Origin of the sequence: Agromyces subbeticus DSM 16689 (genome assembly GCF_000421565.1) — a bacterium.
GTDB lineage: Bacteria > Actinomycetota > Actinomycetes > Actinomycetales > Microbacteriaceae > Agromyces > Agromyces subbeticus.
On sequence record NZ_ATXG01000017.1, the window covers coordinates 44,831 to 67,615 of the forward strand.

At 68.5% G+C, this 22,785-nt stretch carries 22 protein-coding genes; 7 read left to right on the plus strand and 15 right to left on the minus strand.

The annotated features are described in order from the left end of the window. Positions 1 to 93 precede the first annotated feature (93 nt). On the plus strand, positions 94 to 3,609 hold the full coding sequence (locus H521_RS24190; RefSeq protein ID WP_022894394.1) for a right-handed parallel beta-helix repeat-containing protein: 3,516 nt from the start codon (positions 94 to 96) through the stop codon (positions 3,607 to 3,609). A gap of 85 nt (positions 3,610 to 3,694) precedes the next feature. On the opposite strand, the gene H521_RS0117925 is transcribed toward H521_RS24190, so the two are convergent. Continuing rightward, entirely contained in the window at positions 3,695 to 4,366 is a 672-nt protein-coding gene (locus H521_RS0117925; protein ID WP_022894395.1) for a DUF4097 family beta strand repeat-containing protein, read from the minus strand. 224 nt (positions 4,367 to 4,590) lie between these two features. Between H521_RS0117925 and H521_RS24195 the strand changes: the two genes are divergently transcribed. After that, complete coding sequence (locus H521_RS24195) at positions 4,591 to 5,340, plus strand: GbsR/MarR family transcriptional regulator (RefSeq protein WP_040424976.1); 750 nt, start codon at positions 4,591 to 4,593, stop codon at positions 5,338 to 5,340. Positions 5,341 to 5,384: 44 nt separating this feature from the next. On the opposite strand, the gene H521_RS24200 is transcribed toward H521_RS24195, so the two are convergent. Both H521_RS24200 and H521_RS25180 read right to left on the minus strand, forming a co-directional pair. Further along, positions 5,385 to 5,867, minus strand: a complete 483-nt coding sequence (locus tag H521_RS24200; protein WP_040424978.1) for a recombinase family protein — start codon at positions 5,865 to 5,867, stop codon at positions 5,385 to 5,387. Between the two features lie 88 nt (positions 5,868 to 5,955). Beyond that, on the minus strand, positions 5,956 to 7,029 hold the full coding sequence (locus H521_RS25180) for a winged helix DNA-binding domain-containing protein (RefSeq protein ID WP_022894398.1): 1,074 nt from the start codon (positions 7,027 to 7,029) through the stop codon (positions 5,956 to 5,958). 155 nt (positions 7,030 to 7,184) lie between these two features. Between H521_RS25180 and H521_RS0117950 the strand changes: the two genes are divergently transcribed. Together H521_RS0117950 and H521_RS24210 are read left to right on the plus strand one after the other, a co-directional pair. Continuing rightward, a complete protein-coding gene (locus H521_RS0117950) occupies positions 7,185 to 7,709 on the plus strand; it encodes an ASCH domain-containing protein (protein ID WP_022894400.1) in 525 nt (174 codons plus the stop codon). Beyond that, positions 7,699 to 8,022: a hypothetical protein gene (locus H521_RS24210; protein WP_022894401.1), complete on the plus strand. Its 324-nt coding sequence runs from the start codon at positions 7,699 to 7,701 to the stop codon at positions 8,020 to 8,022. The genes H521_RS0117950 and H521_RS24210 overlap by 11 nt, the downstream gene beginning before the upstream one ends. Here H521_RS24210 and H521_RS0117960 read toward each other — a convergent pair. Then, the gene (locus H521_RS0117960) at positions 8,019 to 8,336 is read right to left on the minus strand and encodes an ArsR/SmtB family transcription factor (protein WP_022894402.1); all 318 of its coding nucleotides are present in this window, start codon (positions 8,334 to 8,336) and stop codon (positions 8,019 to 8,021) included. The genes H521_RS24210 and H521_RS0117960 overlap by 4 nt on opposite strands. Then, positions 8,333 to 8,803: an SRPBCC domain-containing protein gene (locus H521_RS0117965; protein ID WP_040424945.1), complete on the minus strand. Its 471-nt coding sequence runs from the start codon at positions 8,801 to 8,803 to the stop codon at positions 8,333 to 8,335. Before H521_RS0117965 ends, H521_RS0117960 begins: the two co-directional genes overlap by 4 nt. 164 nt (positions 8,804 to 8,967) lie before the next feature. On the opposite strand from H521_RS0117965, the gene ectB reads away from it, so the two are divergent. After that, positions 8,968 to 10,242 (plus strand): diaminobutyrate--2-oxoglutarate transaminase, encoded by a 1,275-nt coding sequence (gene ectB, locus H521_RS0117970; RefSeq protein ID WP_022894404.1) that lies wholly within the window; start codon positions 8,968 to 8,970, stop codon positions 10,240 to 10,242. A 44-nt stretch (positions 10,243 to 10,286) separates the two neighbouring features. On the opposite strand, the gene H521_RS0117975 is transcribed toward ectB, so the two are convergent. Continuing rightward, entirely contained in the window at positions 10,287 to 11,342 is a 1,056-nt protein-coding gene (locus H521_RS0117975; protein ID WP_022894405.1) for an SDR family oxidoreductase, read from the minus strand. Positions 11,343 to 11,427: 85 nt separating this feature from the next. Here H521_RS0117975 and H521_RS0117980 point away from each other — a divergent pair, with 85 nt between their 5' ends. Further along, positions 11,428 to 11,742, plus strand: coding sequence for an ArsR/SmtB family transcription factor (locus H521_RS0117980; protein WP_022894406.1), 315 nt, complete (start codon positions 11,428 to 11,430; stop codon positions 11,740 to 11,742). 46 nt (positions 11,743 to 11,788) lie between these two features. Here the strand turns inward: H521_RS0117980 and H521_RS0117985 are convergent, their stop codons facing one another. The 9 genes from H521_RS0117985 to H521_RS0118025 all read right to left on the minus strand — a co-directional run bounded on the left by H521_RS0117985 (position 11,789) and on the right by H521_RS0118025 (position 21,681). Next, on the minus strand, positions 11,789 to 13,420 hold the full coding sequence (locus H521_RS0117985; RefSeq protein ID WP_022894407.1) for an ABC transporter ATP-binding protein: 1,632 nt from the start codon (positions 13,418 to 13,420) through the stop codon (positions 11,789 to 11,791). 7 nt (positions 13,421 to 13,427) lie between these two features. Further along, positions 13,428 to 14,543 (minus strand): serine hydrolase domain-containing protein, encoded by a 1,116-nt coding sequence (locus H521_RS25185; protein ID WP_084512623.1) that lies wholly within the window; start codon positions 14,541 to 14,543, stop codon positions 13,428 to 13,430. Beyond that, a complete protein-coding gene (locus H521_RS0117995) occupies positions 14,540 to 15,634 on the minus strand; it encodes a mandelate racemase/muconate lactonizing enzyme family protein (protein WP_022894409.1) in 1,095 nt (364 codons plus the stop codon). Before H521_RS0117995 ends, H521_RS25185 begins: the two co-directional genes overlap by 4 nt. After that, positions 15,631 to 16,125: a GNAT family N-acetyltransferase gene (locus tag H521_RS0118000; protein WP_169514017.1), complete on the minus strand. Its 495-nt coding sequence runs from the start codon at positions 16,123 to 16,125 to the stop codon at positions 15,631 to 15,633. The genes H521_RS0117995 and H521_RS0118000 overlap by 4 nt, the downstream gene beginning before the upstream one ends. Before the next feature lie 10 nt (positions 16,126 to 16,135). Then, complete coding sequence (locus H521_RS0118005; protein ID WP_022894411.1) at positions 16,136 to 17,308, minus strand: anhydro-N-acetylmuramic acid kinase; 1,173 nt, start codon at positions 17,306 to 17,308, stop codon at positions 16,136 to 16,138. Then, positions 17,305 to 18,216 (minus strand): N-acetylmuramic acid 6-phosphate etherase, encoded by a 912-nt coding sequence (murQ, locus tag H521_RS0118010; RefSeq protein WP_022894412.1) that lies wholly within the window; start codon positions 18,214 to 18,216, stop codon positions 17,305 to 17,307. The genes H521_RS0118005 and murQ overlap by 4 nt, the downstream gene beginning before the upstream one ends. Further along, the gene (locus H521_RS0118015; protein ID WP_022894413.1) at positions 18,213 to 19,100 is read right to left on the minus strand and encodes an ABC transporter permease; all 888 of its coding nucleotides are present in this window, start codon (positions 19,098 to 19,100) and stop codon (positions 18,213 to 18,215) included. The genes murQ and H521_RS0118015 overlap by 4 nt, the downstream gene beginning before the upstream one ends. Next, positions 19,097 to 20,068, minus strand: a complete 972-nt coding sequence (locus H521_RS0118020; RefSeq protein WP_026482456.1) for an ABC transporter permease — start codon at positions 20,066 to 20,068, stop codon at positions 19,097 to 19,099. The genes H521_RS0118015 and H521_RS0118020 overlap by 4 nt, the downstream gene beginning before the upstream one ends. Before the next feature lie 62 nt (positions 20,069 to 20,130). Beyond that, complete coding sequence (locus tag H521_RS0118025) at positions 20,131 to 21,681, minus strand: ABC transporter substrate-binding protein (protein ID WP_022894415.1); 1,551 nt, start codon at positions 21,679 to 21,681, stop codon at positions 20,131 to 20,133. Between the two features lie 192 nt (positions 21,682 to 21,873). Here H521_RS0118025 and H521_RS0118030 point away from each other — a divergent pair, with 192 nt between their 5' ends. Beyond that, positions 21,874 to 22,776, plus strand: a complete 903-nt coding sequence (locus tag H521_RS0118030; protein WP_022894416.1) for a MurR/RpiR family transcriptional regulator — start codon at positions 21,874 to 21,876, stop codon at positions 22,774 to 22,776. Positions 22,777 to 22,785: the final 9 nt, after the last annotated feature.

Genomic DNA, 22,785 nt, shown 5'->3' on the forward strand with positions numbered 1-22,785 from the left:
ACTCTTGCCGAGAGATCGGATGTTTCAATCACATCGTCTCGGTGCTTCGACACGATGAACGTGCTTCGACACACGACGAACAAGGGAGTTCCAGTGTCAGATCAGCTCACCCCATTGAGCGGCGCCGCCCCTCGGCCGCGCCGCCTCCTCAGGGCCGTCGCGGGCGCAGGCATCGCCGCGATCGCCTTGTCCACTCTCGCAGCTCTTCCAGCGCACGCCGCCGAGGCGGTGACCGTCTTCGTCGCGACGAACGGCGACGATGCGAATCCCGGAACCTCAGCGGGAGCGCCCGTCGCATCGATGACGAGGGCGCAGGAACTGGTGCGCGAGGCCCTTCCCAGTGGCGCACCGGTGACCGTGCAGCTCGCCGAGGGCGAGTACTACCTCGACTCCACCCTCGCCCTGACCAACGCCGACTCCGGCACCGAGAGCGCGCCCGTGCGCTGGGTCGGTGCCGGCGAAGGCGCCACGATCAACGGCGGCCGCAAGCTCACCGGCACCTGGACGCCGAGTGCCGCCGATCCGACCGTCATGGTGACCGATGTGCCCGACGGCATCGACTTCGATGAGCTCTTCGTCGACGACAGCCGCCAGGTCATGGCCCGGTACCCGAACTGGGACGACAGCGCGTCGCGCCTCGAGGGCACGACGTCGATGTCGACGCTGAACTCCCGATCGGCCGGCTGGTCGAAGCCAACCAGCGGCTACGTTCGCGCCATGCACTGCCACGACTGGGGAAGTGTCTCGTTCACCATCTCGGGGCGGGCCGAGAACGCCCTTCAGCTGGCATTCGTCGGCGACAACAACCGCCCGCAGGACTGCAACGCCACCCTGCCGATGAAGGCCGACGCCGTCATGGTCGAGAACATCCGCGAGGAGCTCGACGCGACGAACGAGTGGTTCCTCGATCGCGATGCGAACAAGCTCTACCTCAAGCCGGCCCAGGGCGTCGACCTGTCGGCGGCCACGATCGAGGTCGGCGAACTCGACCAGCTCGTGACGCTGAACGGCACCTCGCCCGAAGACCCGATCCACGACATCAGCTTCGAGAACCTCGGCTTCGAGCGAACCCACCGCACGCTCTTCAACAGCCCCTTCATCAGCCTCTCGCGGGGCGACTGGTCGGTCGTCGCCAAGGGCGCGGCGTACCTGAAGAACAGCCGCGACGTGACGTTCACCAACTCGTCGTTCGCCGATCTCGGTGGCAACGGCATCTACCTCGAGGGATACAACAGCGGCACCGCGATCACCGCCAGCCGCTTCGAGAACAACGGTGCGACCGACGTGCATGTCGTCGGCTCGCCCGCTGCGGTTCGCAACTACGCCGGCAATTACTTCACCACGCCGCCGATCAGCGATCTCGGCAGCGGGCCGAAGACCGAGGACTACCCCCGCGACATCCTCATCGAGGGCAATGTCATGCGCAACAACGGGCGCTACGAGAAGCAGACCTCATCGGTGAACATCGCCATGGCGCTCGACGTCACCGTTCGTGGGAACTCGCTGTCGGACAGCCCGCGCGCCTGTCTGAACTTCTCGGACAACACGTGGGGCGGGCACCTGATCCAAGACAACGACATCTTCGACTGCGTGCGCGAGACGGGCGACAACGGCTCGATCAACTCATGGGGCCGCAGCCGGTTCTGGAAGACCGGCGCCTCGAACAACGCGTTCGCCAGCCTCGCTGAGGGCGTCACGTTCATGGGCAACACCGGGGGCGCGCTGAACGCCGAGCAGGCACGAGCCATGATGAAGCTCGACGTCATCGAGCCGATCACCATCGACCACAACCGCTTCTGGCACGACGGCGACTGGGCGATCGACCTCGACGACGGTTCATCGAACTTCGTCATGACGAACAACGTCTTGCTCAAAGGCGGCGTCAAGCTCCGCGACGGCTTCGAGCGCACGCTGCGCAACAACCTCATTCTCAACGGGGCGACGTTCGAGCAGGTGAGCTACATGCCGGGCGGCGACGTCATCGAGCAGAACATCACCCTCGGCCGGCTTCCCTACGACAACGTGCTCAACGACCCGGGCCTCGCCCAGTACTCGATCGGCAAGAACCTCTTCTGGAACGCCGGAGCCGCCATCGACGTCAAGCCCAGGGGCGGCGCAACCGAGAAGCTGTCGGTCGACGGCACGATGCTCAACACCGCGACGAGCTGGTACGCCGCCGGAATGGACCGCGACTCGGCGGTCGGCGATCCGGTCTTCAGCGACGCCGACCCGACCGGCAACTACGACTTCACGGTCGCCGGCACGTCGCCGGCTCTGGCCCTCGGCTACCAGAACATCCCGATGACGGGCTTCGGCGCCGCCGACGGTGCGCTTCCGCCCGAAGCGGTGCTGCCGACCGGCACGAACGGGCCCGACCCGATCGACCTCGCCCGTCGCAAGTACGTCGAGCACCTCTGGGGCGGCGAGATCGCGAACATCACCACGGCGGCGGAGCAGTCGTCGTATGCCATCAGCGATTTCAAGGGCGTGAAGTTCGTCTCCGCACCCGACGGCAGCCTGGCCGCGACGGCCGGACTGCGCACCGATGATCTCGTTCGCACGATCAACGGCATCGAGGTCGGCGAGCAACGCAACTCGTTCTGGCAGGCCTACAACGCACTGCCGGGTGGAGCGGCCATCACTCTCGATGTGCGGCGCGCATCGACGAACGTGACAGTCGAGCTGACGAAGCCGACCGACGCCGAGAAGATCAACAACACGTCGGGCGTCATCTACCGAAGCGCTCAGGCGCCCACTCAGGAATCCTGGATCTGGCGTGACGCCGGGCGCGGCGGCGGCGGTGCCTGGCTCGACGACATCGACGCGACGCAGAACCACGGCGACTCATGGGAGCTGACGTTCAATGGCACGGGCATCGACGTCATCTCCCAGGTGAACAGCGATCTCGGCGACGTGGAGATCGCCCTCGACGGTGCATTCCACTCGACGCAGTCGTTCTTCAGCGGCACGCGGATGCACCAGCAGACGGTGCTGTCGATCAGCGGGTTGGCTCCGGGTGTTCACACGATCACCGGCACCATGAGTTCGGGCAGCTACATGATCGTCGACGCGTTCACGATCCACCCCGAGGTCGCGGATGCCGAGGCCCCGGAGGTGTCGTTGACCACCTCGCAGACCGAACCCGCGACCGGCTGGTTCACGGGCGGCGTCAGCGTCATCGCCCAGGCGACCGACGATCTCGACGAAGCGCCCGCGATCGAGATCTCGACCGGTTCCGGCTGGCAGCCGTACGTCGAGCCGATCGCCATCGTGACCGAGGGCACGACCGTCGTGAGGGCGCGCGCCACCGACGCGGCGGGCAACGTCTCCGACGTGGCCGCGGTCACGGTCGAACGTGACACGACCGCACCCCTCACATCGGCGAAGGTCGACACCAAGAAGCGGATCGTCGCGCTCACGGCGAAGGATGCCACCTCGGGTGTCAGCGTGATCGAGTACCGGATCGGCGACGGCCAGTTCCAGCCGTACACCGGCCCGATCACGGTCGGCAAGGCAGCGACGACCATCGAGTACCGTTCCATCGACGTCGCCGGCCTCACCGAAGCGACCCGCACGCTCGAGCTCGCGCGGAAGGGCGGGCCCAAGTAGCGAGCACTGCAGAGCAGAGATGCAGAACGCCGCCCGAACCGATCAGGTTCGGGCGGCGTTCTGCGACGTGATCGCGATGCGACCCTCAGAGGCTGCGCGCGTCGATGTCACCGAACGAGGTGGATGCCTCGATGTTCAGCTCGGCGCCGGCGCCCTTGGTGTTCTTGAGGGCGTTCTGGATGCGGCCGTAGCTCGTGCCGGCGTCGAGCGTGGCGGAAGCCTCGGCGACGGCGGCGATCGAGACGTCGCCGGCCTGGGTACGCAGCACGACCTTGCCCTGCACGGCCTCGCTGATCGTGATGTCGCCCTTCGAAGTGGTGATCTCGGCAGGGCCGTTGAGGCGGCCGACCGTGACGTCACCCGCGAGGGCGGTGAGTCGCACGCTCTCGGCCTCGTCGATCTTGATCGCGCCGTACGCACCTTCGAAGGCGATGTCGCCGAAGCGCCCGACGCCCCGGAACTCGGCTGCAGCCGCGGTGCCCTCGACTCGCGAGCCGGTGGGAAGCTGCACGGTGACCTCGATCATGCCCGACGGGCCGAGCAGTTGGTTGCCGGCGGGGGTCACGACGCGAACGACGCCGTCGCGGTACTCGACGGTGGTCTGCTCGGCAGCCTTCACGTCGCGGCTCTTCGAGGCGTTCGCGGGGAGCACCTCGACGACGGTGTCGGCCCGGTCTGCGGCGATGACCTGCACGCGGCCGGCCGAGACGTTGAGCACTGCGGTGGTCGGGGTGGGGGTGGGGAAGTTCTGGATCATCGTGTTTCCTTTTCGATTGAGGATTCTGATATCGGTAACGCTACGTTGCGTTCAGAAATCTGGCAAGTACCGCATTGCATCATCGATACAAAATATCTGATCAAAGGGCATCAATCATTGCAATGGTTCAACTTTCAATGCAATGACCTTCACTGCGCGCGTTGCAATGGATGAGAATGAACGCAATACTCGGGAGACGACAGCAACGCATGAAGGAGACCGCGATGCCCGGAGGCAGGCTCACCCAGCAGGAACGCCAGCAGATCGCCCTCGGCCTCGCCGATGATCTCGCCTATGCGGAGATCGCCCGGCGCCTCGATCGGCCCACCTCGACCGTCACGCGAGAAGTGATGCGCAACGGCGGCCCCACCGCCTACCGCGCCGACCTGGCGCATCGCGCCACCGAGCGCCGCACGCATCAGCGCAAGACGGCGCCGAGCGGCTCGTCGCCGGCGCCGCAGTCGCACGGACGCGATGCCACGGCCGTGCAGCGGTACGAGGAGACCTTCACGACCCTGCTGATGCAGTCGGGCCTGCCCCGAATGGCGGCTTCGGTGTTGACCTGCCTCTACATCTCCGACACGGGCAGCCTCACCGCGGCCGAGCTCGTGCGGCACCTGCACGTCAGCGCAGCATCGGTGTCGAAGGCGATCACCCTCCTCGAGAACCTGGGCCTCGTGCGCCGCGAGCGTGGCGACGGTCGTCGGGAGCGCTACGTCGCCGACACGGATGCCTGGTACCAGTCGATGATCGCGGCGGCCCGGTCGAACGCCGAGCTCGCCGAGACGGCTCGACAGGGCGTCGGCGTGCTCGGACGTGACACGCCGGCCGCCGCACGGCTCCAGAACATGGCTCGGTTCCTCGACTTCGTCGGAGAGAGCATCACCCGGGCCGCAGAGCAGGCTCGCGAGATCCTCTCGACGAATCCCGCGGCGTTCGGCGCAGCGGCAGAGGTGCGATCAGACCACGAGTGATCCGGCTTCGCTGACCTCGTCGCGAGGCCCGTACGAGCGCACGCTCAGCTTCGCGCGTCCTCCAGGTGCGGGGCACCGTGGCTCAGCACCTTCACCACGAGATTGTGCCGGCGCAGCGTGCGGATCGTCCGCGTGACCTCGTCGCTGTCGCGACCGAGCGCATGCTCGTTCGCCACCACGAGCACGTCACCGGCGCGCAGCGTGCCGAACAGTCGGCCGAGCCTCTGCTCCCAGGTCTCAGGCGCCTCGGGTGCAGGGTGCTTGAAGTCGAGAATGGCGACGCCGAAGGCGGCCAGATCGTTGCGCTGCTCGACCACCGACGGCATGTCGTCGCGCGCGACCACCAGGCCGACGAGTCGAGCCCCCTCTGGGCGCGCCTTCCACCAATCGCGGTTGCGCTGCAGCTCCTCGAAGCACTCGGGGCAGTCGAGGGCGTGGTGGCCGGGGCCGTGCGGGGCGCGACCCGCACCGAACGCTTTCAGCCGCGCCGCGGCATCCGTCGTCGGATTCGAACTCAGCTCACTCATGCCATGCCCCTTCATGTCGCATCCATTGTCGCGCTGATCGGGGCCGCCTGCGACCACTGCACGTCGGCGCTCGTGCTGGGTGCTTGAGTCAGACTGCCGCGGTCTCGAGGTCGACACGCGCCTCGAGCCCGAGAAAGGCGCCGTACCGCTCCGCGGCATCCGTGATCGCGGCAGCTTCGGCCGACGCCAGCACTCGATGCGGTCGGATCTCGAAGGTCACGGCCTTCGGGGTGACCGTGCGCTTCATGCCGGCGAGCAACTGCCCGTCGATGAGGGCCATGCCGATCGCCGCCTCGCGGCCGCGCGGCACGAGGCTCTCGGCGTCGACCATCCAACGGGAATCCTGATAGCCGCGATACATCTCGTCGAGTACCTGCAGCAGGTGACCGGGCGGCGACGCCGACGATGGCGGCTCCCCCGGCGCGTGCCAGAAGGTGCGGCCGTCGTGCTCGAACGACGCGAGCCGGTCGTCGGTGCCGGCGATGCCGCGACGCACGTCGGTCAGGGTGAGCGTCGCCCAGTACGCGAGGTCGCGTTCGGTGGCCGGCCCGTGCGCGGTGAAGTAGCGCAGCGCGAGTTCGGCGAGGGCTTCGTCGCGCTCGAGGCGCCGCGGCTTGGGCACCCGATCGGCGAACAGCGCATAGGTGTGCTCCCCGTCGCGCGGTGCGCCGCTCGTGATGAGACCCTGCACCTCGAGGTATCCGAGCAGGAGCATCAGGTGCTGGCCGGTGAGCTCTTCACCCGACTCGGCGAGCGCCGTGGCGAGATCGGCGCGTGGGCGGTCGGATGCCTCGGCGAGCAACCGTTCGACCGTGTCGGCGAGCGCGGTCATGCGATCGGCCAACGGCTGCAGCTGTTGCGTGAACACCGGCAGCACGCGCGGACCCGTGAGATCTTGCAGCCACTGCAGGTCGCCGGCGCGCACGTAGTGCCAGGTCGAGCGCAGCACGTGCGTGCGCAGCAGCCGCCCGTCGGCGAGCGCCTGCGCAAGGTCGTCTCGGCTCGGCGCGGTCGTGCGCGTCGCGACGGCCCATGCCGACTGCGACGCGTTCTCGGCCTGCACGGCGACCAGCGATCGCACCGCGTGCTCGGCCGACTCGGCCGGTGCTGCGAGGTGCTGCGAGCGCAAGCGCCAGCGGGCGATGTCACGGTCGGTGATCATGCGGGAACTCGCTCGCTGTCGTCGATGAGTGCCCAGAACTCCTCAGAGCCGACCTTGCCCGCGTAGTGCATGCTGCCACCCTTTCGCATACGAAGCGCACAGACAAGGAGTTCGCGATTCGCAGGCGGGCCGCGCTCTGCTGCCAGAATTCCCGTATGGAGTTCCGCGCCAATGCCCCCGTCGACCGGTCCGCCGCCACTGAACTGTGGGAGGCCTACCGCGCCGCGCGACCTGATCGAGCGACCGACACCGAGCCGCCCTCGGTGGAACAGTTCGGCGACCACCCCGAGCTGACCGACGAACTCATCGAGCTCGTGCTCGCGGGCACGAAGCGCGCCACCGCCGCGCTCGTCGCCGAGTTCGCCGCCGATGCCCAGCCGCTCCCGCGGATCGGCAGCCACTGGATCGCCTGCGACTCCACCGGCCGACCCCGCGCCGTGCTGCGCAGCACTGAACTGCGCATCGCGGTGCTCGACGACGTCGACGAGGCGTTCGCGCGCGACGAGGGTGAAGGCGACCTGACCCTCGAATGGTGGCGTGACGGCCATGTGCGTTACTGGCGGCGTTCGGCTCTGCGTCTCGGATTCGAGTGGAACAAGGAGCAGGAGATCGTGCTCGAGCGCTTCGATGTCGTGTGGCCCGAGCCGTCTCTCGAGTCGGGCCAACCTCATGCTCTCTGACGACCCCGCGGCGCGCCGTCTCCAGCTGACGCTGCACAAACCGTGGTTCGCGCTCTACGGCGGCGTCAGGCCGACGCTCGTCATCGCCGGGCGCGGGCAGCCGGCCCAGTGGGGAGTCGGCACCTGGCAGGTGCCCGCCGGCGAGACGGTGCTCATCGGCGTGTATCTCTTCAATCGGATGTGGCGATTCGGCCGGGCTGAGATCGCGCTCGAGCCGAGTCATCCGCCGGCCCTCGTCTATCGGGCCCCGGCCCTGCCGTTCCTCCGCGGCCGGATTCGCACGAGCGAGAAGCCGCTGTCGAAGCGCGGCTAGAGCCCTTCGGCGATCTGCTTGATCGTCGCGAGACGGCGATCCCACTCGGCGCCGATCGTCTCGAGCCGGCGAGCGGTCTCGCTCAGCTGCGCACCGATGACCCGGTACTGCACCTCGCGCCCGACGCGCACCGACTCGACGAGGCCCACCTCTTGCAGCACCGCGAGGTGCTTGGCGATCGCCTGGCGGGTCACCGGCAGGCGCCCGGCGAGGGCCGACGCCGAAGCGTCGCCCTCGCCGAGTGCGGCCAGGATGCTCCACCGGGTCTCGTCTCCGAGTGCGGCGAACACCGGAACCAGCGTGCCCGTGGTCACGCGTCGCCCTCGAGCAGGGCGACGAGCTTGTCGAGTTCGGAGACCCAGCCCTGCGCGTGGTCAGCCATGTTCGCGGCCGGGTCGGTCGTGCGATCGAACCCGGTCTCGACGACCGTGAGTTGCGTGCCCTCGGCCACCGGCTCGAGCGTGAAGGTGAACACCGTCGACTGATCGCCGACGGTCTCGGGCAGGTGCTCGGCGGCATCGTCGTTGCCCCAGCGGTACGACACCATGTGCGGGGCATCCACCGCCTCGACGCGCAGCGGCACAGTGCCGTACTCGGGGAAGGTGATGGTGCCGGATGCCCCGGCGCCGGTGCCGTCGAGCACGGTGAGCCCGAACCACTTCGAGATGTGTGCGGGGTCGGTCACGGCGGTCCACACCTTGTCGGCAGATGCGGCGATGCGAATGGTGCGCCGCACCGTGAAGGTGCCTTCGTCGATGACGGATGCCTCGTTGTCGGTCATGGTCACAATGATTGTCCTTTCGTTGAGCAGTTGCAACTTTATGGTTGCACCTCCATGATTCAATTGCAACCCTTTGATTGCACTTGAGTGGCCGATGCACGAGACGCTCATCCAGAGGACGTAGGGTCGAATCACCGCCCCGCCTCGAGAGGAGAACGCCTGCCATGAGCAGCGACGCAGCCCTGGATGTCTTCGACCGACGGGAGTCCGAAGTCCGCGGATACATCCGCGCGTTCCCGACCGTGTTCGACCGCGCGACGGGCTCGACGCTCGTCGATGCCGACGGTCGCGAGTACCTCGATTTCTTCTCGGGCGCTGGCGTGCTCAACTACGGGCACAACAACCCCGCCTTCACCCGTGCACTCATCGAGTACCTCGAGCGCGACGGCATCATCCACGGCCTCGACATGGCCACCTCGGCGAAGAAGGCGTTCATCGAGACGTTCGAGCGACTCGTGCTCGAGCCGCGCGGCCTCGACTACAAGTTGCAGTTCACCGGCCCGACCGGCGCGAACGCCGTCGAGGCCGCGCTCAAGGTCGCCCGACAGGCGACCGGTCGCTCGACCGTCGTGGCGTTCACGAACGCCTTCCACGGGCTGAGCCTCGGCGCCCTCGCCGCGACCGGCAACAACCACTACCGCAGCGCCGCGGGCGTCGGCCTCGACGACATCGTGCGCCTGCCCTACGACGGCTACCTCGGCGAGGGCACCGACACGCTCGACCTGCTCGACAAGATGCTGGGCGACCCCGGCTCGGGCCTCGACCTGCCCGCCGCCGTCATCGTCGAAGCCGTGCAGGGCGAGGGCGGCATCAACGTCGCGAGCGCGCCCTGGCTGCGACGCCTCCGCGACATCACCGAGGCGCACGGCATCCTGCTGATCCTCGACGACATCCAGGCGGGCGTCGGTCGCACGGGCGCGTTCTTCGCGTTCGAAGAGGCCGGCATCGTGCCCGACCTCGTCACCGTCTCGAAGTCGATCTCGGGCTCGGGTCTGCCGATGTCACTCGTGCTGCTGCGACCCGAGGTCGACGTGTGGAAGCCCGGCCAGCACACCGGCACCTTCCGCGGCAACAACCTCGCCTTCGTGTCGGCGCGGGTCGCCCTCGAGACCTACTGGGCCGACACGGCATTCGCCGACGCGATCGGTGAGAAATCACGGATGCTGCGCGCCGAACTCGAGCGCATCGCCGCCGATCACCCCGAGCAGGGCTTCGTCGTGCGCGGCCGCGGGCTCATGTTCGGCCTCGCGTGCGATGCCGACCGCCAGCTCGCGGGCCGCATCTCGGCCGAGGCGTTCGGGCGCGGGCTCGTGATCGAGACGTCGGGTGCCCACGACGAGGTGCTGAAGTTCCTGCCGGCGCTGACGATCTCAGACGAGGAGCTCGGACGCGGTCTCGCGATCGTGCGCGAGAGCCTTGCGGCGGTGCTCGCCGGCTGACGCTGGAGAGCCGACGAGCCCGCGCCGCCGAGCCGCGCTGAACCTCACCCGGCGGGGATCAACCGCCGGTCTCGAAGATCCTGGAAGATCCGCAGGAACATCGCCTCCGTGTCGACGTACTCGTGGAAACCGGCTCGCCTCGACTTGGAGCCGTCGGCGATCACGTCGTAGTCCCATCCGAAGACGAAGTCGCCGAAACGCCACGACGAGACATCCTCGTAGGGCGTCTCGACGAGGTCGTGCTTCGCGACCATCGAGTTCCAGAGATCGGCCTTGTCGGCCATCACCTCGGTGAGGTTCATCGGCAGCGGCGGAGCGACCTCGAGGTCGAAGAATCGCGCGATCTTCGGCCACATCGACGACCACCGGAACAGGTCGCCGTTCGTGATGTTGTACGCCTGGTTGCGACCCTCGGGGCTGGTTGCCGCCCAGACGGTGGCCTTCGCGAGCAGATCAGCGTCGGTCATCTCGATGAGACTCGAGTAGGCGCCCGGCTTGCCGGGGAAGCGGAACGGAATGCCCAGCTCCTTGCTCATCGAGGCGTAGACGGCGATGACCATCGCGAGGTTCATCGGATTGCCCAACCCGACCCCGGCGACGACCGAGGGGCGAAGCGCCGACCACGACCAGTTCGCCGTCGCCTGCCGCCGTTCGAGGAACTGCTGCTGGTCGACGTTGAACTCGGGCGGCATGTGCGGCGGGTCATCCTCTCTCGCCGGCGTCGCGAACGGTCCGAGGTGCGCGCCGTAGACCTTGTAGCCCTGCATGAGGCTGATGTGCTCGAGGTGCGGCGCGACGGGCTCGATCGCGTCGACGACGTTGGTCAGCATCGCGAGGTTCGGGCCGACGAGCTCGGCCCAGCTCGAACGATCCTGGTAGGCCGCGTAGAACACGTGGGTGACGTCGGTGAGGCCGGCGAGTCTCGAGGCGGTGTCGTCTCGGTCGAGCAGGTCGACGGCGATGTGACGCACCGCGGCGGTATCGTCACCGCCGCGACGCGAGAGACCGATGATCTTCCAGTCGCCCTCGTGCTCGAGGTGGGCGATCAGGTTGCCGCCGATCACTCCCCGCGCTCCAACCACCAGTGCTGTCTGCTGCATGTCGACTCCATCGTTAGATCGTAATTTACCGATCTAAGATCTATCACAACATCGGTAAATTGCGATACTGCGATATGATGGGTGCATGACGGAATCGAGCCACGACGAGTTGGTGCCCGTATTCAAGGCGCTGGGGCACCCCACGCGCCTGGCCATTCTGGGCTGGCTCAGAGACCCGAACTCGTTTCCCCCGCAGGATCAGCCGGCGGATGAGATCGGCGTGTGCCTGAAGCACATCCAGGCTCGCGCGAACGTTTCGCAATCGACGGCGTCGCAGTTCATGGCGACCCTGCAGCGGGTGAATCTCGTGACGTGCACTCGCGTCGGCCAGTGGTCGCACTACCAGCGCAACGAGCCCGAGATCGCCCGACTGGCGCAACTCGTCGGCACGTCGATCTAGCCCGCTGGGCGTTCGTGCCGGTCAGGCCGGCCGGCGAGACATCCGCTCAGCTGACCAGCCCCGCACCCGGAATCGCGGCGAGCAGTTCGCGGGTGTACGCATCTTGGGGGTCGTCGAAGATCTGCTCCGGGGTGCCGCTCTCGACGATGCGCCCGCGCTGCATGACATGCACCTCATCCGAGATCATGCGCACGACGGCGAGGTCATGGCTGATGAAGAGGTAGCTGAGCCCGAGGCGCTCCTGCAGGCCCGCCAGCAGCTCGAGGATCTGCGCCTGCACCAGCACGTCGAGCGCCGACACGGCCTCATCGAGCACCACCAGTTCGGGCTCGAGTGCGAGCGCACGCGCGATGGCGACGCGCTGCCGCTGGCCGCCCGAGAGCTCGTGCGGCAGGCGCGATGCCATCGCGCCCGGCAGCGCGACCTGCTCGAGTAGTTCGGCGACCCGCGCGCGGCGAGTGGCGGCGTTGCCGACCCGGTGCACCTTCAGCGGCTCGGCGATCGACTCCTCAACCGTGTAGCGCGGGTCGAGCGAGGCGTAGGGGTTCTGGAACACGGGTTGCACCCGACGACGGAAGGCGAAGAGCTCGCGGCGCTTCAAGCGTGTCAGGTCGGTGCCGTCGAACTCGATGCGGCCGTCCGTGATGTGCTCGAGTCCGAGCACCAGGTTCGCCGTCGTCGACTTGCCCGACCCCGACTCCCCCACGATCGAGACGGTCTTGCCGCGCGGAATCGCGAAGCTCACGCCGTCGACCGCGGTGAACTTCGTCGGCTCCCCCGCCTTCGGCGAGCGCAGGGCGAACTCCTTGCGCAGATCCGTGACCTCGACGAGTGGGCGAGCGACGGTCGCCCCGCCGCGTGCACGCAACGGCTCTCGTCGCGAGGCGAGACTCGGCGCCGCTGCGAGCAATTGCCGCGTGTACTCGTGCTTCGGATTCGTCAGCACCTCGGTCGACGTGCCCGACTCGACGATGTTGCCGCGGAACATCACGACGATGCGATCGGCGCGCTCGGCGGCGAGCGCGAGGTCGTGGGTGATCAGGAACACCGCCGTGCCCATCTCGCCGGTGAGCTGGTCGAGCTGGTCGAGGATTCGGCGCTGCACGGTGACGTCGAGCGCCGATGTGGGCTCGTCGGCGATGAGCAGTCGCGGTTGGCACGCAAGTCCCATTGCGATGAGGGCGCGCTGCCGCATGCCACCCGAGAACTCGTGCGGGTACTGGCGTGCGCGCTGTGCCGGCTCGGGGATGCCGACGAGTTCGAGGAGTTCGAGCACTCGAGCCTGCACGGCATCGGTCGTGCCGTAGCCGTGCACCTCGAGCGCTTCGCCGATCTGCTCGCCGACGCGCATGAGCGGGTTGAGGTTCGACATCGGGTCCTGCGGCACCAGGCCGATGCCGGCGCCGCGCAGCTGCACGAGTTCGTTCTCACCGAGTTCGGTGATCTCGCGGCCCTCGAACAGGATGCTGCCCGCCGTGATCACGCCGTTCTCGGGGAGCAGCCTGTTGATCGCCGCGGCGGTCGTCGACTTGCCGGAACCCGACTCGCCGACCACCGCGACGGTCTCGCCCGCCGCCACGTCGATCGAGACGTCGTTGACGGCGGTGACGAGCTCGCCACCGGTGCGGAAGGCGACCGAGAGGCCGCTGATGCGGAGAACCGGATCGTTCGTGGTCATGACGGGTTCACTCCTGTGTGCTGAGGATCGAGGCGAGCGCATCGAGCGCCCGCCGCCAGAGGAAATCGGTGGGGCATGGCTCCGGCGCGAGCAGACGGTTGCTCGCGAAGGCGACGGCGATGCGCCGCCCGGGAACGAAGCCGACGGCGCAGCCGGCGAACCCCGGATGCCACAACAGCGGAAGACGCTCGCCGCGCACCACGAGCTCATCGCGGCGCCAGCCGAGTGCCTGCTCGGCGTCTGGCCCGACGGCGAAGACCGCCGCCGTGACGGCCGGGCTCCACAACTCGGGTTCGTCATCGGCGCGGCTCAGCGCTGCGGCCACGTCGAGCAGGTCGTCGAGCGAGCCGAAGAGGCCGGCATGCCCGGCGATGCCGCCGAAGGCGTGGAAGCAATTGCCGTCGTTGGCGGCGCCGCGCACGGGCTGCGTGCGCCACGCGAAGCCGTCGTCGGGCCACATCACGGGGTACGGATGCCCCGTCGCCACCATTGAACGCTCGGCGTCATCGCCGTTCGAACTCGTGGCCGCTGCTCCGTCGACAGGTCCGTAGCCGAGCGTGCGGAGCACGAGCGGACGCGTCACGAGCTCGCGAACGGCGGCATCGAGCGGAACATCGGCGACCGAGGCGACGACGCGCCCGAGCACCATGAAACCGAGATCGGAGTAGTGGCGCGCGCTGCCTGGAGCGTAACGGAGCGGGAGTGCATCCATCGCGTCGAACGGGTCGGCTTCGGGCGCGAGGTAGAGCGGCTGCCACTCCCAGAGCCCGGCACGGTGCTGCAGCAGATCGCGCAGGGTCGTGTCTGCGTCGCCGCTGAAGCGCGGCATGAAGCGCGTGACCGGGTCGTCGAACGCCAGCTCGCCGTTCGAGGCGAGCCGATGCAGTGCGGTGGTGGTGCCGACGACCTTGCTCACCGAGGCGAGATCGTGCACGGTGCTTCGTCGCATGACGACACCGGGCTGCTCGGCAGACGCGGGCGTCGCGAACCCCGCCGCGGCGACCGTTCGCTCGCCGTCGATGTCGACGCCGATGACGCAGCCGGCGGGGGCGCCGAGGTCAGCCCCATCAACTGGAGCGACGATGCCGGCCGCTGCCACTCGCAGGATCTCGTCGGGAGTCATGCCGGCACCTGCCCGGCCAGGCCGAGGATGCCGAGGCCCGCAGCCTCGGCGAGCACCGCTCGGTCGCCCGCGTATTCGAGACCGCCCGCGATCGGTGAGGCCCGCAGCCAGAGTCCGGCGTCGAGGTCGTGCACTGCATCAGGGCGGATGGCGGCGGCCAGCGAGGCGGCCGATGCGACGCCGACCGTGCTCTCCATCATGCAGCCCACGAGCACTCCGACGCCGGACGCTCGGGCCTGCGCGGCGAGCCGGAGCGCCTCGGTCGGTCCGCCCGTCTTCGCGAGCTTGATGTTGACGAGGTCGGCCGCGCGGCGGCGCACGATGCGGCGAAGGTCCTCAGTGGTCCGGACCGACTCGTCCGCGAGGATCGGAGTGTCGACGGCGGCCGTCACCGCGGCGAGGCCGTCGAGGTCGCGCGCGGCGACGGGCTGCTCGACGAACTCGAGCCCGATCTCCGCCTGCTCCGCGTCGCGGATGAGGCGGATGGCCGTCTCGGGGGCCCAGGCCTGGTTGGCGTCGACGCGCAGTGCGATGTCGCTGCCGAGCTCGGCGCGCACGGCGGCGAGTGCGGGCACGATCGGCTCGCCCGCCGATGCCTTCACCTTGATGCAGCGGAATCCCTCGTCGGCGTGGGCCCGGGCCCGTTGCACGAGGTCGCCGATCGAGCCGGCTGACAGAGTCATGTCGGTCGCCACGTGGCGGGTGCCGGGTGCAGCACCGAGCATCTCGGCGACGCGGCGTCCGGCGAGCTGGGCGGCGAGGTCGGTGAGCGCGCACTCGACAGCGCTCTTCGCGGCGCTGTTGGAGAGCAGTGCCGCGGCGATCGCACCGGCCCAGCGCTCGGACTCGATGATCGGGGTTCCGCGAACGGCATCGGCGATCGGCCCGGTGACCGCCGCCCGCACGCTCTCGGGGCTCTCCCCGGTCACGCGCCAGCTCGTCGGTGCTTCGCCCCAACCGCTTCGCCCGTCGGTGTCGACGGCTTCGACGAGCATGACCTCGAGGTCGTCGGCACGACGCACCGCCGTGATGAAGGGACGCACGAGCGGGCTCGGCACCCGGTGCACCCTGAGCTCGGCGAGCCGGGTCATTTCGGCCCTCCTGCGTCACGACGGAGGCGCAGCTCGGGCTCGCCGAACTCGACCTGGGTGCGCGTTCCGCCGTCGGGCAGCCAGCCCCGGCCCCGGTAGAACGCAATTGACGACGCGTTCGCCGCGAAGACCCAGAGCGCGACGGATTCCGTTCCGCCCGCGCGCAGTGCGTCATAGGCCGCGTCGAGCAGGAGCGTGCCGAGCCCGAGTCCGCGGGCCATGGGCGAGACGTAGAGCGAGTGCACCGCGCCGCCGCCCCCAGGGTCTGGCGCGAACCGGGTGACCCCCTGCACGACACCGGCGTGCTCGGCGACGAGCACCGTGGCATCGTCGGCCGCCAGAACCCGAGTCCAGAGATCGTGCGCACGCTCATTCGTCATCGCATCGATCGCGGCGCTCGGCAGCACACCGACGTAGCTCTCACGCCAGCAGGCGAGGAAGACGGCGACGATCGCATCGCGGTCGTCGCTCGTCGCGGTGCGGAGCTTCACGGACATCGCCTCAGTTCCCCGCCTCGAGCACGAGTGAGCGCACGTCGCCGGCGAGCGGTTGCGGCAAGACCAGCGCACCAGCTCCGGGGGTGATCGTGCCGAGGATGCGCGGTGCGCGAGCCCCGGTGCCGCCCGGCACGGTCGCTGCAACGCCGTGCAGCGTGCACCAGCCGATGAGGGCGAACGCGATGGCCTCTTTGCTGTCGGCGGGGGCGCCGAGCTCGTCGGCGAGCACCACCTCGATATTCGGCAGCGCTGCGCGGAGCCCGCCGAGGATCAGCGGATTGCGGCATCCGCCCCCTGAGACGGCGAGGAACCCGATGCCCGCCGACTGCACGTCGCGGGCGACCGTGCGCACCGTCAGCGCGGTGAGGGTGCGCACGAGATCGGCGACCTCGAGCGAACGGCCGAACCTCGCTTCTGCCGCGCGCACGTAGCCGAGATGGAAATGTTCCTTGCCGGTGCTCTTCGGCGCGGCGAGCGAGTAGTACGGGTCGGCGAGCAGGAGCGTCAGCAGCTCCTCGTCGACGGTGCCGCTCGCGGCGATGCGACCGTCGTCGTCGTAGCCGAGGTCGTTGAGCCCGCCGTCGACGACGACCGCGTCGACGAGCGCGTTGGCCGGCCCGATGTCGTAGGCCACGAGCGAGTCGCCGCCGACGACCGTCATGTTCGAGATGCCGCCGAGGTTCAGCGCCGCGGAGACGCCTGCCCGGTCGCGCAGCAGCAGTTCGTCGAGGAAGGAGACGAGCGGGGCGCCGTGCCCGCCGGCGACGATGTCCCTGATGCGCACGTCGGAGACGACCGGCACGCCGAGCAGCTCGGCGATCCAGGCCGGCTGCCCGATCTGCAGCGTGCCGAGGGCGTGCGCCCCGTCGACCCAGTGGTACACGGTCTGGCCGTGCGAGGTGACGGCGTCGACGCCGCCCACCGCACCGCTCGCGGCGTGCGCTGCGTCGGCGAAGGCCTGCCCGATCAGGGTGTCGAGCTCGCAGATCTCGGCAAGGGTCGTCGGCGCGGGTGGCAGCGCGGCGATCAGCCGCTCGCGCAGTTCAGGCGCGTACGGCGTGCTCGCCTCGTGCAGCACCCGCCCGGAGAGGGCACCGTCGCGCTCGGCGAATTCGACGACGGCGACGTCGATGCCGTCGTGCGACGTGCCCGAGATCATTCCGAGAACACGCATCATGCACCTTCCAATGCCGGCCGAAGCCGACCGCCGGCCGCAGCCAGTCGGGTCGTCGCCGCAGCCTGCGACAGGCCGCGGGCCAGCATCAGCACCGAGACCTTGACGTCGTACCCGGTCTCGACCAGGCTCTGCTCGGCCCGCTCGCGGGGCACCTCCGCGATCTCGGCGACCATGCGCACCGCGCGATCTCGCAGCTTGTGGTTCGTCGGCTTCAGATCGACCATGAGGCTGCCGTAGGTCTTGCCCTGACGCACCATCACGATCGTCGAGAACATGTTGAGCACGAGCTTCTGCGCGGTGCCCGCCTTCAACCGCGTCGAACCGGTGAGCACCTCGGGGCCGACGGCCACCTCGATGGCGAACTCGGCGACCGCACTCAATCGGGTGCCGACATTGCACGACAGGCCGACGGTGAGCGCGCCGAGCTCCCTGGCACGCTCGATGGCGGCGATGACGAAGGGCGTGCGCCCGCTCGAGGCGATGCCCACGACCGTGTCGAGCGGACCGATCCTCGCTTCGTCGACCGCGGCGATTCCCGCTTCCGCGTCGTCTTCAGCGCCCTCGGTCGGCGTCACGATGGCCGAAGGACCACCGGCCATGATCGCGAACACGAGCTCGGGCGGAGTGCTGAAGGTGGGTGGACACTCCGAGGCGTCCACCACCGCGATGCGGCCCGGCGTGCCGGCGCCCACGTAGACGAGACGCCCGCCGCGCTGCATCCGCTCGCTCGCCGCCTCGATCGCCGGCACGATCTGCGGCAGCGCACGGTTGACCGCACCGGGAACCGTCGCGTCGGCTTCGTTCATGGCGGCGGCGATCTCGGCCACGCTCATGCGATCGAGCTCCGCGGAGCGCGGATGGCTCGCCTCGGTGGCGAGGCCGGCCAGGTCCTTGTCGAGCGTGCTCATTTCTTTCCTCTGTTTCTGGGGTCGAGTGCGTCGCGCAACCCGTCGCCGAGCAGGTTCAGCCCGACCACGAGCAGCACGACGACGACGCCGGGTGCGAACATCGTCCACGGAGCGATGCCGATGAGCGTGCGTGCCTCGAAGATCATCGAACCGAGCGACGGCGCCGGCGGCGGCGTGCCGAGGCCGAGGAAGCTGAGGGATGCCTCGGTCAGCACCGCCCACGACAGCGACAGCGTCACCTGCACGATGATGATCGACGTGATGTTCGGCAGCACGTGGCGGAACATCACCATGGCTCGGCTCTGTCCGGTGCTCGTGGCCGCCTTGACGTATTCGATCTCGCGGAGCGAGAGCACCGGGCCACGAGTCACTCGAATGAAGATCGGCACGTACACGATCGCGATGGCCACGGCGATCGTGAACCAATTGCGTTCGAAGACCGAGGCGAGCGACAAGGCGAGCAGCAACGGCGGGAATGCGAAGAGCACGTTCGTGACGCCGGAGATGACGCCATCGGAGATGCCCCGGTAGAACCCGGCGACGAGACCGCACAGCGTGCCGACCACGGTCGCCACCGCCACCGCCACGAGCGAGATCAGCGCCGAGTTCGCGACCCCTGCGGCGACACGCGAGAAGACGTCGCGACCGAACTGGTCGGTGCCGAACCAGTGCGCTGCCGACGGAGGCTGCAGGCGCGACGGTGGGTCCTGGGCGATCGGATCGTAGGGCAGCAGTCCGAATGCCGAGAGGAGGCTCAGCACGCCGAGCACGACGATGAGGATCAGACCGATGAGGCCGCTGCGACTGCGGAGCAGGAGTCGGACGCGCTCCATGGTGCGCCCGCCACCGGGGGCGAGCGCGGCGGATTGCGTGATGTCGGTCATGCTGCACGCACCCTCGGGTCGATCATTCGGTAGAGCACGTCGGTGAGCAGGTTCACGAGTACGAACGCGAGCGCGATCACGAGCACCGTGCTCTGCACGAGTGCGTACTCCTTCTGCTGGATACCGAGCAGCACCTGGCGGCCGATGCCGGGCAGCGAGAAGATCTGTTCGACGACGACGGCGCCGCCGAGCAGGTAGCCGAACTGCAGGCCGGTCATGGTGACGATCGGCACGAGCGCGTTGCCAAGCACGTGCTTGACCTGCAGCCGCCTCGGCGGAACCCCCTTCGCCCGCGCGGTGCGGATGAAGTCGTTCGAGCGGATCTCGAGCACCGCGGTGCGCGTCGTGCGCATGATGGGTGCCGCGATGCCGAAGCCGAGCACGATCGACGGCAGCAGCATCTGCTGGAGGTTCAGCCACGGGTTGTCGAAGAAGTAGGCGTAGCCCTGCCCGTTCGGGTTGAAGCCGAACGAGGACGCCAGCCAGGCGAGGAGGGTCGTGGCGAGCAGGAATGCCGGGATCGACAAGCCCGCGAGCCCGACGACCTGCCCGAACGCGTCCCGCGGCGAGTCCGGCCGGGATGCCGAGAGCATGCCGAGCGGGATGCCGATGACGAGCGCGAGCACGATCGAGAAGATCGCCAGCTCGAGGGTCACCGGCAGTGACTGCGCGGTCAGCTCGGCGACGCTCTGCTGCGCCCGCGACGAGAAGCCGAGATTGCCGGTGAAGATGTTGCCGAGCCAGCTGAAGAACTGAACGAACAGCGGCTGGTCGAGGCCGTAGTAGGCCTCGAGCGCCTGTTGCTGGGCCGGGGTGAGCGCCGCGGCCTCGGTGCCGAGGCCCGCCGTGATCTGGTTGCCGGGGATCGCCCGCAGCATGATGAAGACGAACACGGCGACGCCGAGCAGCGTCGCCAGTGCGGCGAGGATGCGGCGGAGCACCGGGTTTCTGAAGAGTCGTCGAAGCATGGTCTTCCGTGGATCGAGCCGAACGGCGCGGCGCATGTGTGGAGTGCCGCGCCGTTCGGGGCTTAGTTGACCGTCGTGGTGCGAAGGTACTGCAGCGAACCGTTGACCATGGGCGTGAAGCCCTGAACGTTCGATGCGGCCGCGGTGTAGGTGTAGCTCGTGAAGAGCCAGATCCACGCCGCGTTGTCTTCGAGGTGGTCGGAGACCTGCTCGTAGATGTCCTTGCGCTCCTCGGGATCAGCACTCTGCTTGCCCTCGGCGAACAGGGCGTCGAGTTCGGGCGAGCTGTAGCCCGCGACCTGGTTCAGGTTCCCGGTGCTCGTGAAGTAGCGGCCGTACATGCCGTCGGGGTCGGGACGTCCGCCGTTCAGGGCGACCGCAGCGTCGAAGTCTGCCGCGATCCAGCGATCGACGAATGCGCCCGACTCGAGCACCTCGATCTCGAGCGTGATGTTCGCCTCGGCGAGCTGCGCCTTGAGGTTCTGGGCCTCGTTGACGCTCGTGGCGTACTCGCCCTGCGAGACGATCGTCTTGATCGTCACACCGGCCGACTTGCCGGCCTCGTCGAGATAGTCGGCGGCCTTGTCGAGGTCGCGTTCAGGGCACGGGCGCGCGGATGCGTCGGAGCGATACGCCGGTGAGGTGATCGGGCCGGTCACCTCGCCCTCGCCGAGTGCGGCGGTGTCGAGCACCTCCTGGCGATCGATCGCGCACTGGATCGCGAGGCGCACGTTCACGTCGGCGAGGTCGCCCCGGCGAGCGTTCAGCTGCAGTGCGTGATAGCTCAGCTGCGGCGTCTCCTCGACCGTGACGGTGCCGCTCGCGGCCGTCTGGGCGACGAGCGGGTCATCGAAGACGGCCAGCTGCACGTTGCCGGACTGCATGGCGGAGACGATCGACGACTCGTCGGGGATGACGCGGAACTCGACGGTGTCGAGCTTCGCCGCGTCGCCCCAGTACGCGTCGTTCTTGGCGAGCGTCAGGGACTGGCTGGCCTTGCGGTCGTCGAGCACGAACGGGCCGGTGCCGTTGGGAGTGGTGTTGAGTGCCGCTTCGGTGTCATCGGCCGACAGGATCGCCATGTTGATGACGGCGAGGTTCGCCGGCAGCGCGGCATCGGGCGAGGTCAACGTGAGCACGACGGTGTGCTCGTCAGGCGCCTCGACGGCCGCGACCGACGCGAGCGAGGTGCGCGAGACGGCGGCGGTGGCCTCGTTCTTGATCGCCTCGAGCGAGAACTTCACGTCTTCGGAGCCGAAGGTCGAGCCGTCTGCATAGGTGACGCCCTCGCGAAGGTGGAGGGTCACGGTCAGGCCGTCCTCCGAGACATCCCACGATTCGGCCAGCCCCGGCACGACCTCGAGGTCGGCGTCGAACTCGGTCAGCGTGCCGTAGAGGTTCTGCAGCACGTTGACGGCCTGGAACTGAGTGGCCTTCCACGGGAAGAGGGTGTCGGGATCACTCGTGACACCGACGACGAGCGCGCCGCCGGCCGCTCCGGTCTCGCTGGGCGCGGGCTTCGGGGCAGTGCAGCCGGTAATCGTCAGCGCGACGGCTGCCGCCACGCCGACTGCTGCGAGGGCGCCGCGCGTGGCGCGATTGCCTCGGTTCATGGGGGGACTCCTCAGGGCTCTGTGCTGCCTCGTCCGGAGGTACTTCACTGTGGTGCGCCGGCTCGAAGAGCATCGATGATCTCAATAGGTCACAAAAGTACATCACATCAACTAGGTATGTAACGAAGTTTCTCCTATTGTTATCTTCACGAGGCCGCGACCGGCTTCGAGCGTTGTCGACGAGGAGAACCCATGCCTGCACCCGAGGCTCGCGCAGACGAGTCCGGCCAGCGCGCCGTGCTCGTGCGCATCCGGGCGATCCTGCCCGAGCTGCGCCCGAGCGAGCAGCGCATCGCCTCGCTGTTCATCACCGAGCCGAGCCTGATCGCGGAACTCTCGATCGCCGAGCTCGCGGCGAGGTGCGACACATCGACGACCTCGGTCGTGCGCTTCTGCAAGCGCATGGGCTACGAGCACCTCAAAGACCTCCGCATGGACGTGCTGCGCGAACTCGCACGCGAGACCTTCGAGACCGCCGGCCTGCCCGAGGTCTCGGGCGACATCGTTCGCGACGACAGTCTCGAAGACATCGTGGCGAAGGTCTCGATGGCCGAGACGCTCTCGATCGCCGACACGGCCAAGGTGCTCGACATCGACGCGCTGCAAGCCGCCGTCGACACGGTCGGCGCCGCGCACCGCGTCGACATCTTCGGCGTCGGAGCCAGCTCGTTCGTCGGCCTCGACCTGCAGCAGAAACTCACGCGCATCGGCCGCACGGCCCTCAACTGGTCCGACCCGCACGCCGCATGGACCTCGGCTGCGACGCTGCGTGCGGGCGCCGTCGCGATCGCCGTCTCGCACAGCGGAGGCACCGTCGACACCATCGAGTTCCTCGCGATCGCACGCGCGTCGGGGGCGACGACGATCGCGATCACCAATCACGACGGGTCACCGCTCGCCGGCCACGCCGACATCGTGCTGACGACCGCGGCACGCGAAACCGGCTTCCGCTCGGGTGCCCTCGGCAGCCGCATCGCACAGCTCATGGTCGTCGACTGCGTCTTCATCGGGGTCGCGCAAGCCAGCTACGACGAGTCGATGGAGGCGATCCGCAACACCTACGCCGCCGTTCACCACCTCCGCGCGCGACCGTGAATCGTGCTG

Bases quoted from the DNA above. Each gene is read 5' to 3' on its own strand.
- H521_RS0117925 (WP_022894395.1), bottom strand. From the start codon at position 4,366: ATGATCCAGAACTTCCCCACCCCCACCCCGACCACCGCAGTGCTCAAC.
- H521_RS24195 (WP_040424976.1), top strand. From the start codon at position 4,591: ATGCCCGGAGGCAGGCTCACCCAGCAGGAACGCCAGCAGATCGCCCTC.
- H521_RS24200 (WP_040424978.1), bottom strand. From the start codon at position 5,867: ATGAGTGAGCTGAGTTCGAATCCGACGACGGATGCCGCGGCGCGGCTG.
- H521_RS25180 (WP_022894398.1), bottom strand. From the start codon at position 7,029: ATGATCACCGACCGTGACATCGCCCGCTGGCGCTTGCGCTCGCAGCAC.
- H521_RS0117950 (WP_022894400.1), top strand. From the start codon at position 7,185: ATGGAGTTCCGCGCCAATGCCCCCGTCGACCGGTCCGCCGCCACTGAA.
- H521_RS24210 (WP_022894401.1), top strand. From the start codon at position 7,699: ATGCTCTCTGACGACCCCGCGGCGCGCCGTCTCCAGCTGACGCTGCAC.
- H521_RS0117965 (WP_040424945.1), bottom strand. From the start codon at position 8,803: ATGACCGACAACGAGGCATCCGTCATCGACGAAGGCACCTTCACGGTG.
- ectB (WP_022894404.1), top strand. From the start codon at position 8,968: ATGAGCAGCGACGCAGCCCTGGATGTCTTCGACCGACGGGAGTCCGAA.
- H521_RS0117975 (WP_022894405.1), bottom strand. From the start codon at position 11,342: ATGCAGCAGACAGCACTGGTGGTTGGAGCGCGGGGAGTGATCGGCGGC.
- H521_RS0117980 (WP_022894406.1), top strand. From the start codon at position 11,428: ATGACGGAATCGAGCCACGACGAGTTGGTGCCCGTATTCAAGGCGCTG.
- H521_RS0117985 (WP_022894407.1), bottom strand. From the start codon at position 13,420: ATGACCACGAACGATCCGGTTCTCCGCATCAGCGGCCTCTCGGTCGCC.
- H521_RS25185 (WP_084512623.1), bottom strand. From the start codon at position 14,543: ATGACTCCCGACGAGATCCTGCGAGTGGCAGCGGCCGGCATCGTCGCT.
- H521_RS0117995 (WP_022894409.1), bottom strand. From the start codon at position 15,634: ATGACCCGGCTCGCCGAGCTCAGGGTGCACCGGGTGCCGAGCCCGCTC.
- H521_RS0118005 (WP_022894411.1), bottom strand. From the start codon at position 17,308: ATGATGCGTGTTCTCGGAATGATCTCGGGCACGTCGCACGACGGCATC.
- murQ (WP_022894412.1), bottom strand. From the start codon at position 18,216: ATGAGCACGCTCGACAAGGACCTGGCCGGCCTCGCCACCGAGGCGAGC.
- H521_RS0118015 (WP_022894413.1), bottom strand. From the start codon at position 19,100: ATGACCGACATCACGCAATCCGCCGCGCTCGCCCCCGGTGGCGGGCGC.
- H521_RS0118020 (WP_026482456.1), bottom strand. From the start codon at position 20,068: ATGCTTCGACGACTCTTCAGAAACCCGGTGCTCCGCCGCATCCTCGCC.
- H521_RS0118025 (WP_022894415.1), bottom strand. From the start codon at position 21,681: ATGAACCGAGGCAATCGCGCCACGCGCGGCGCCCTCGCAGCAGTCGGC.
- H521_RS0118030 (WP_022894416.1), top strand. From the start codon at position 21,874: ATGCCTGCACCCGAGGCTCGCGCAGACGAGTCCGGCCAGCGCGCCGTG.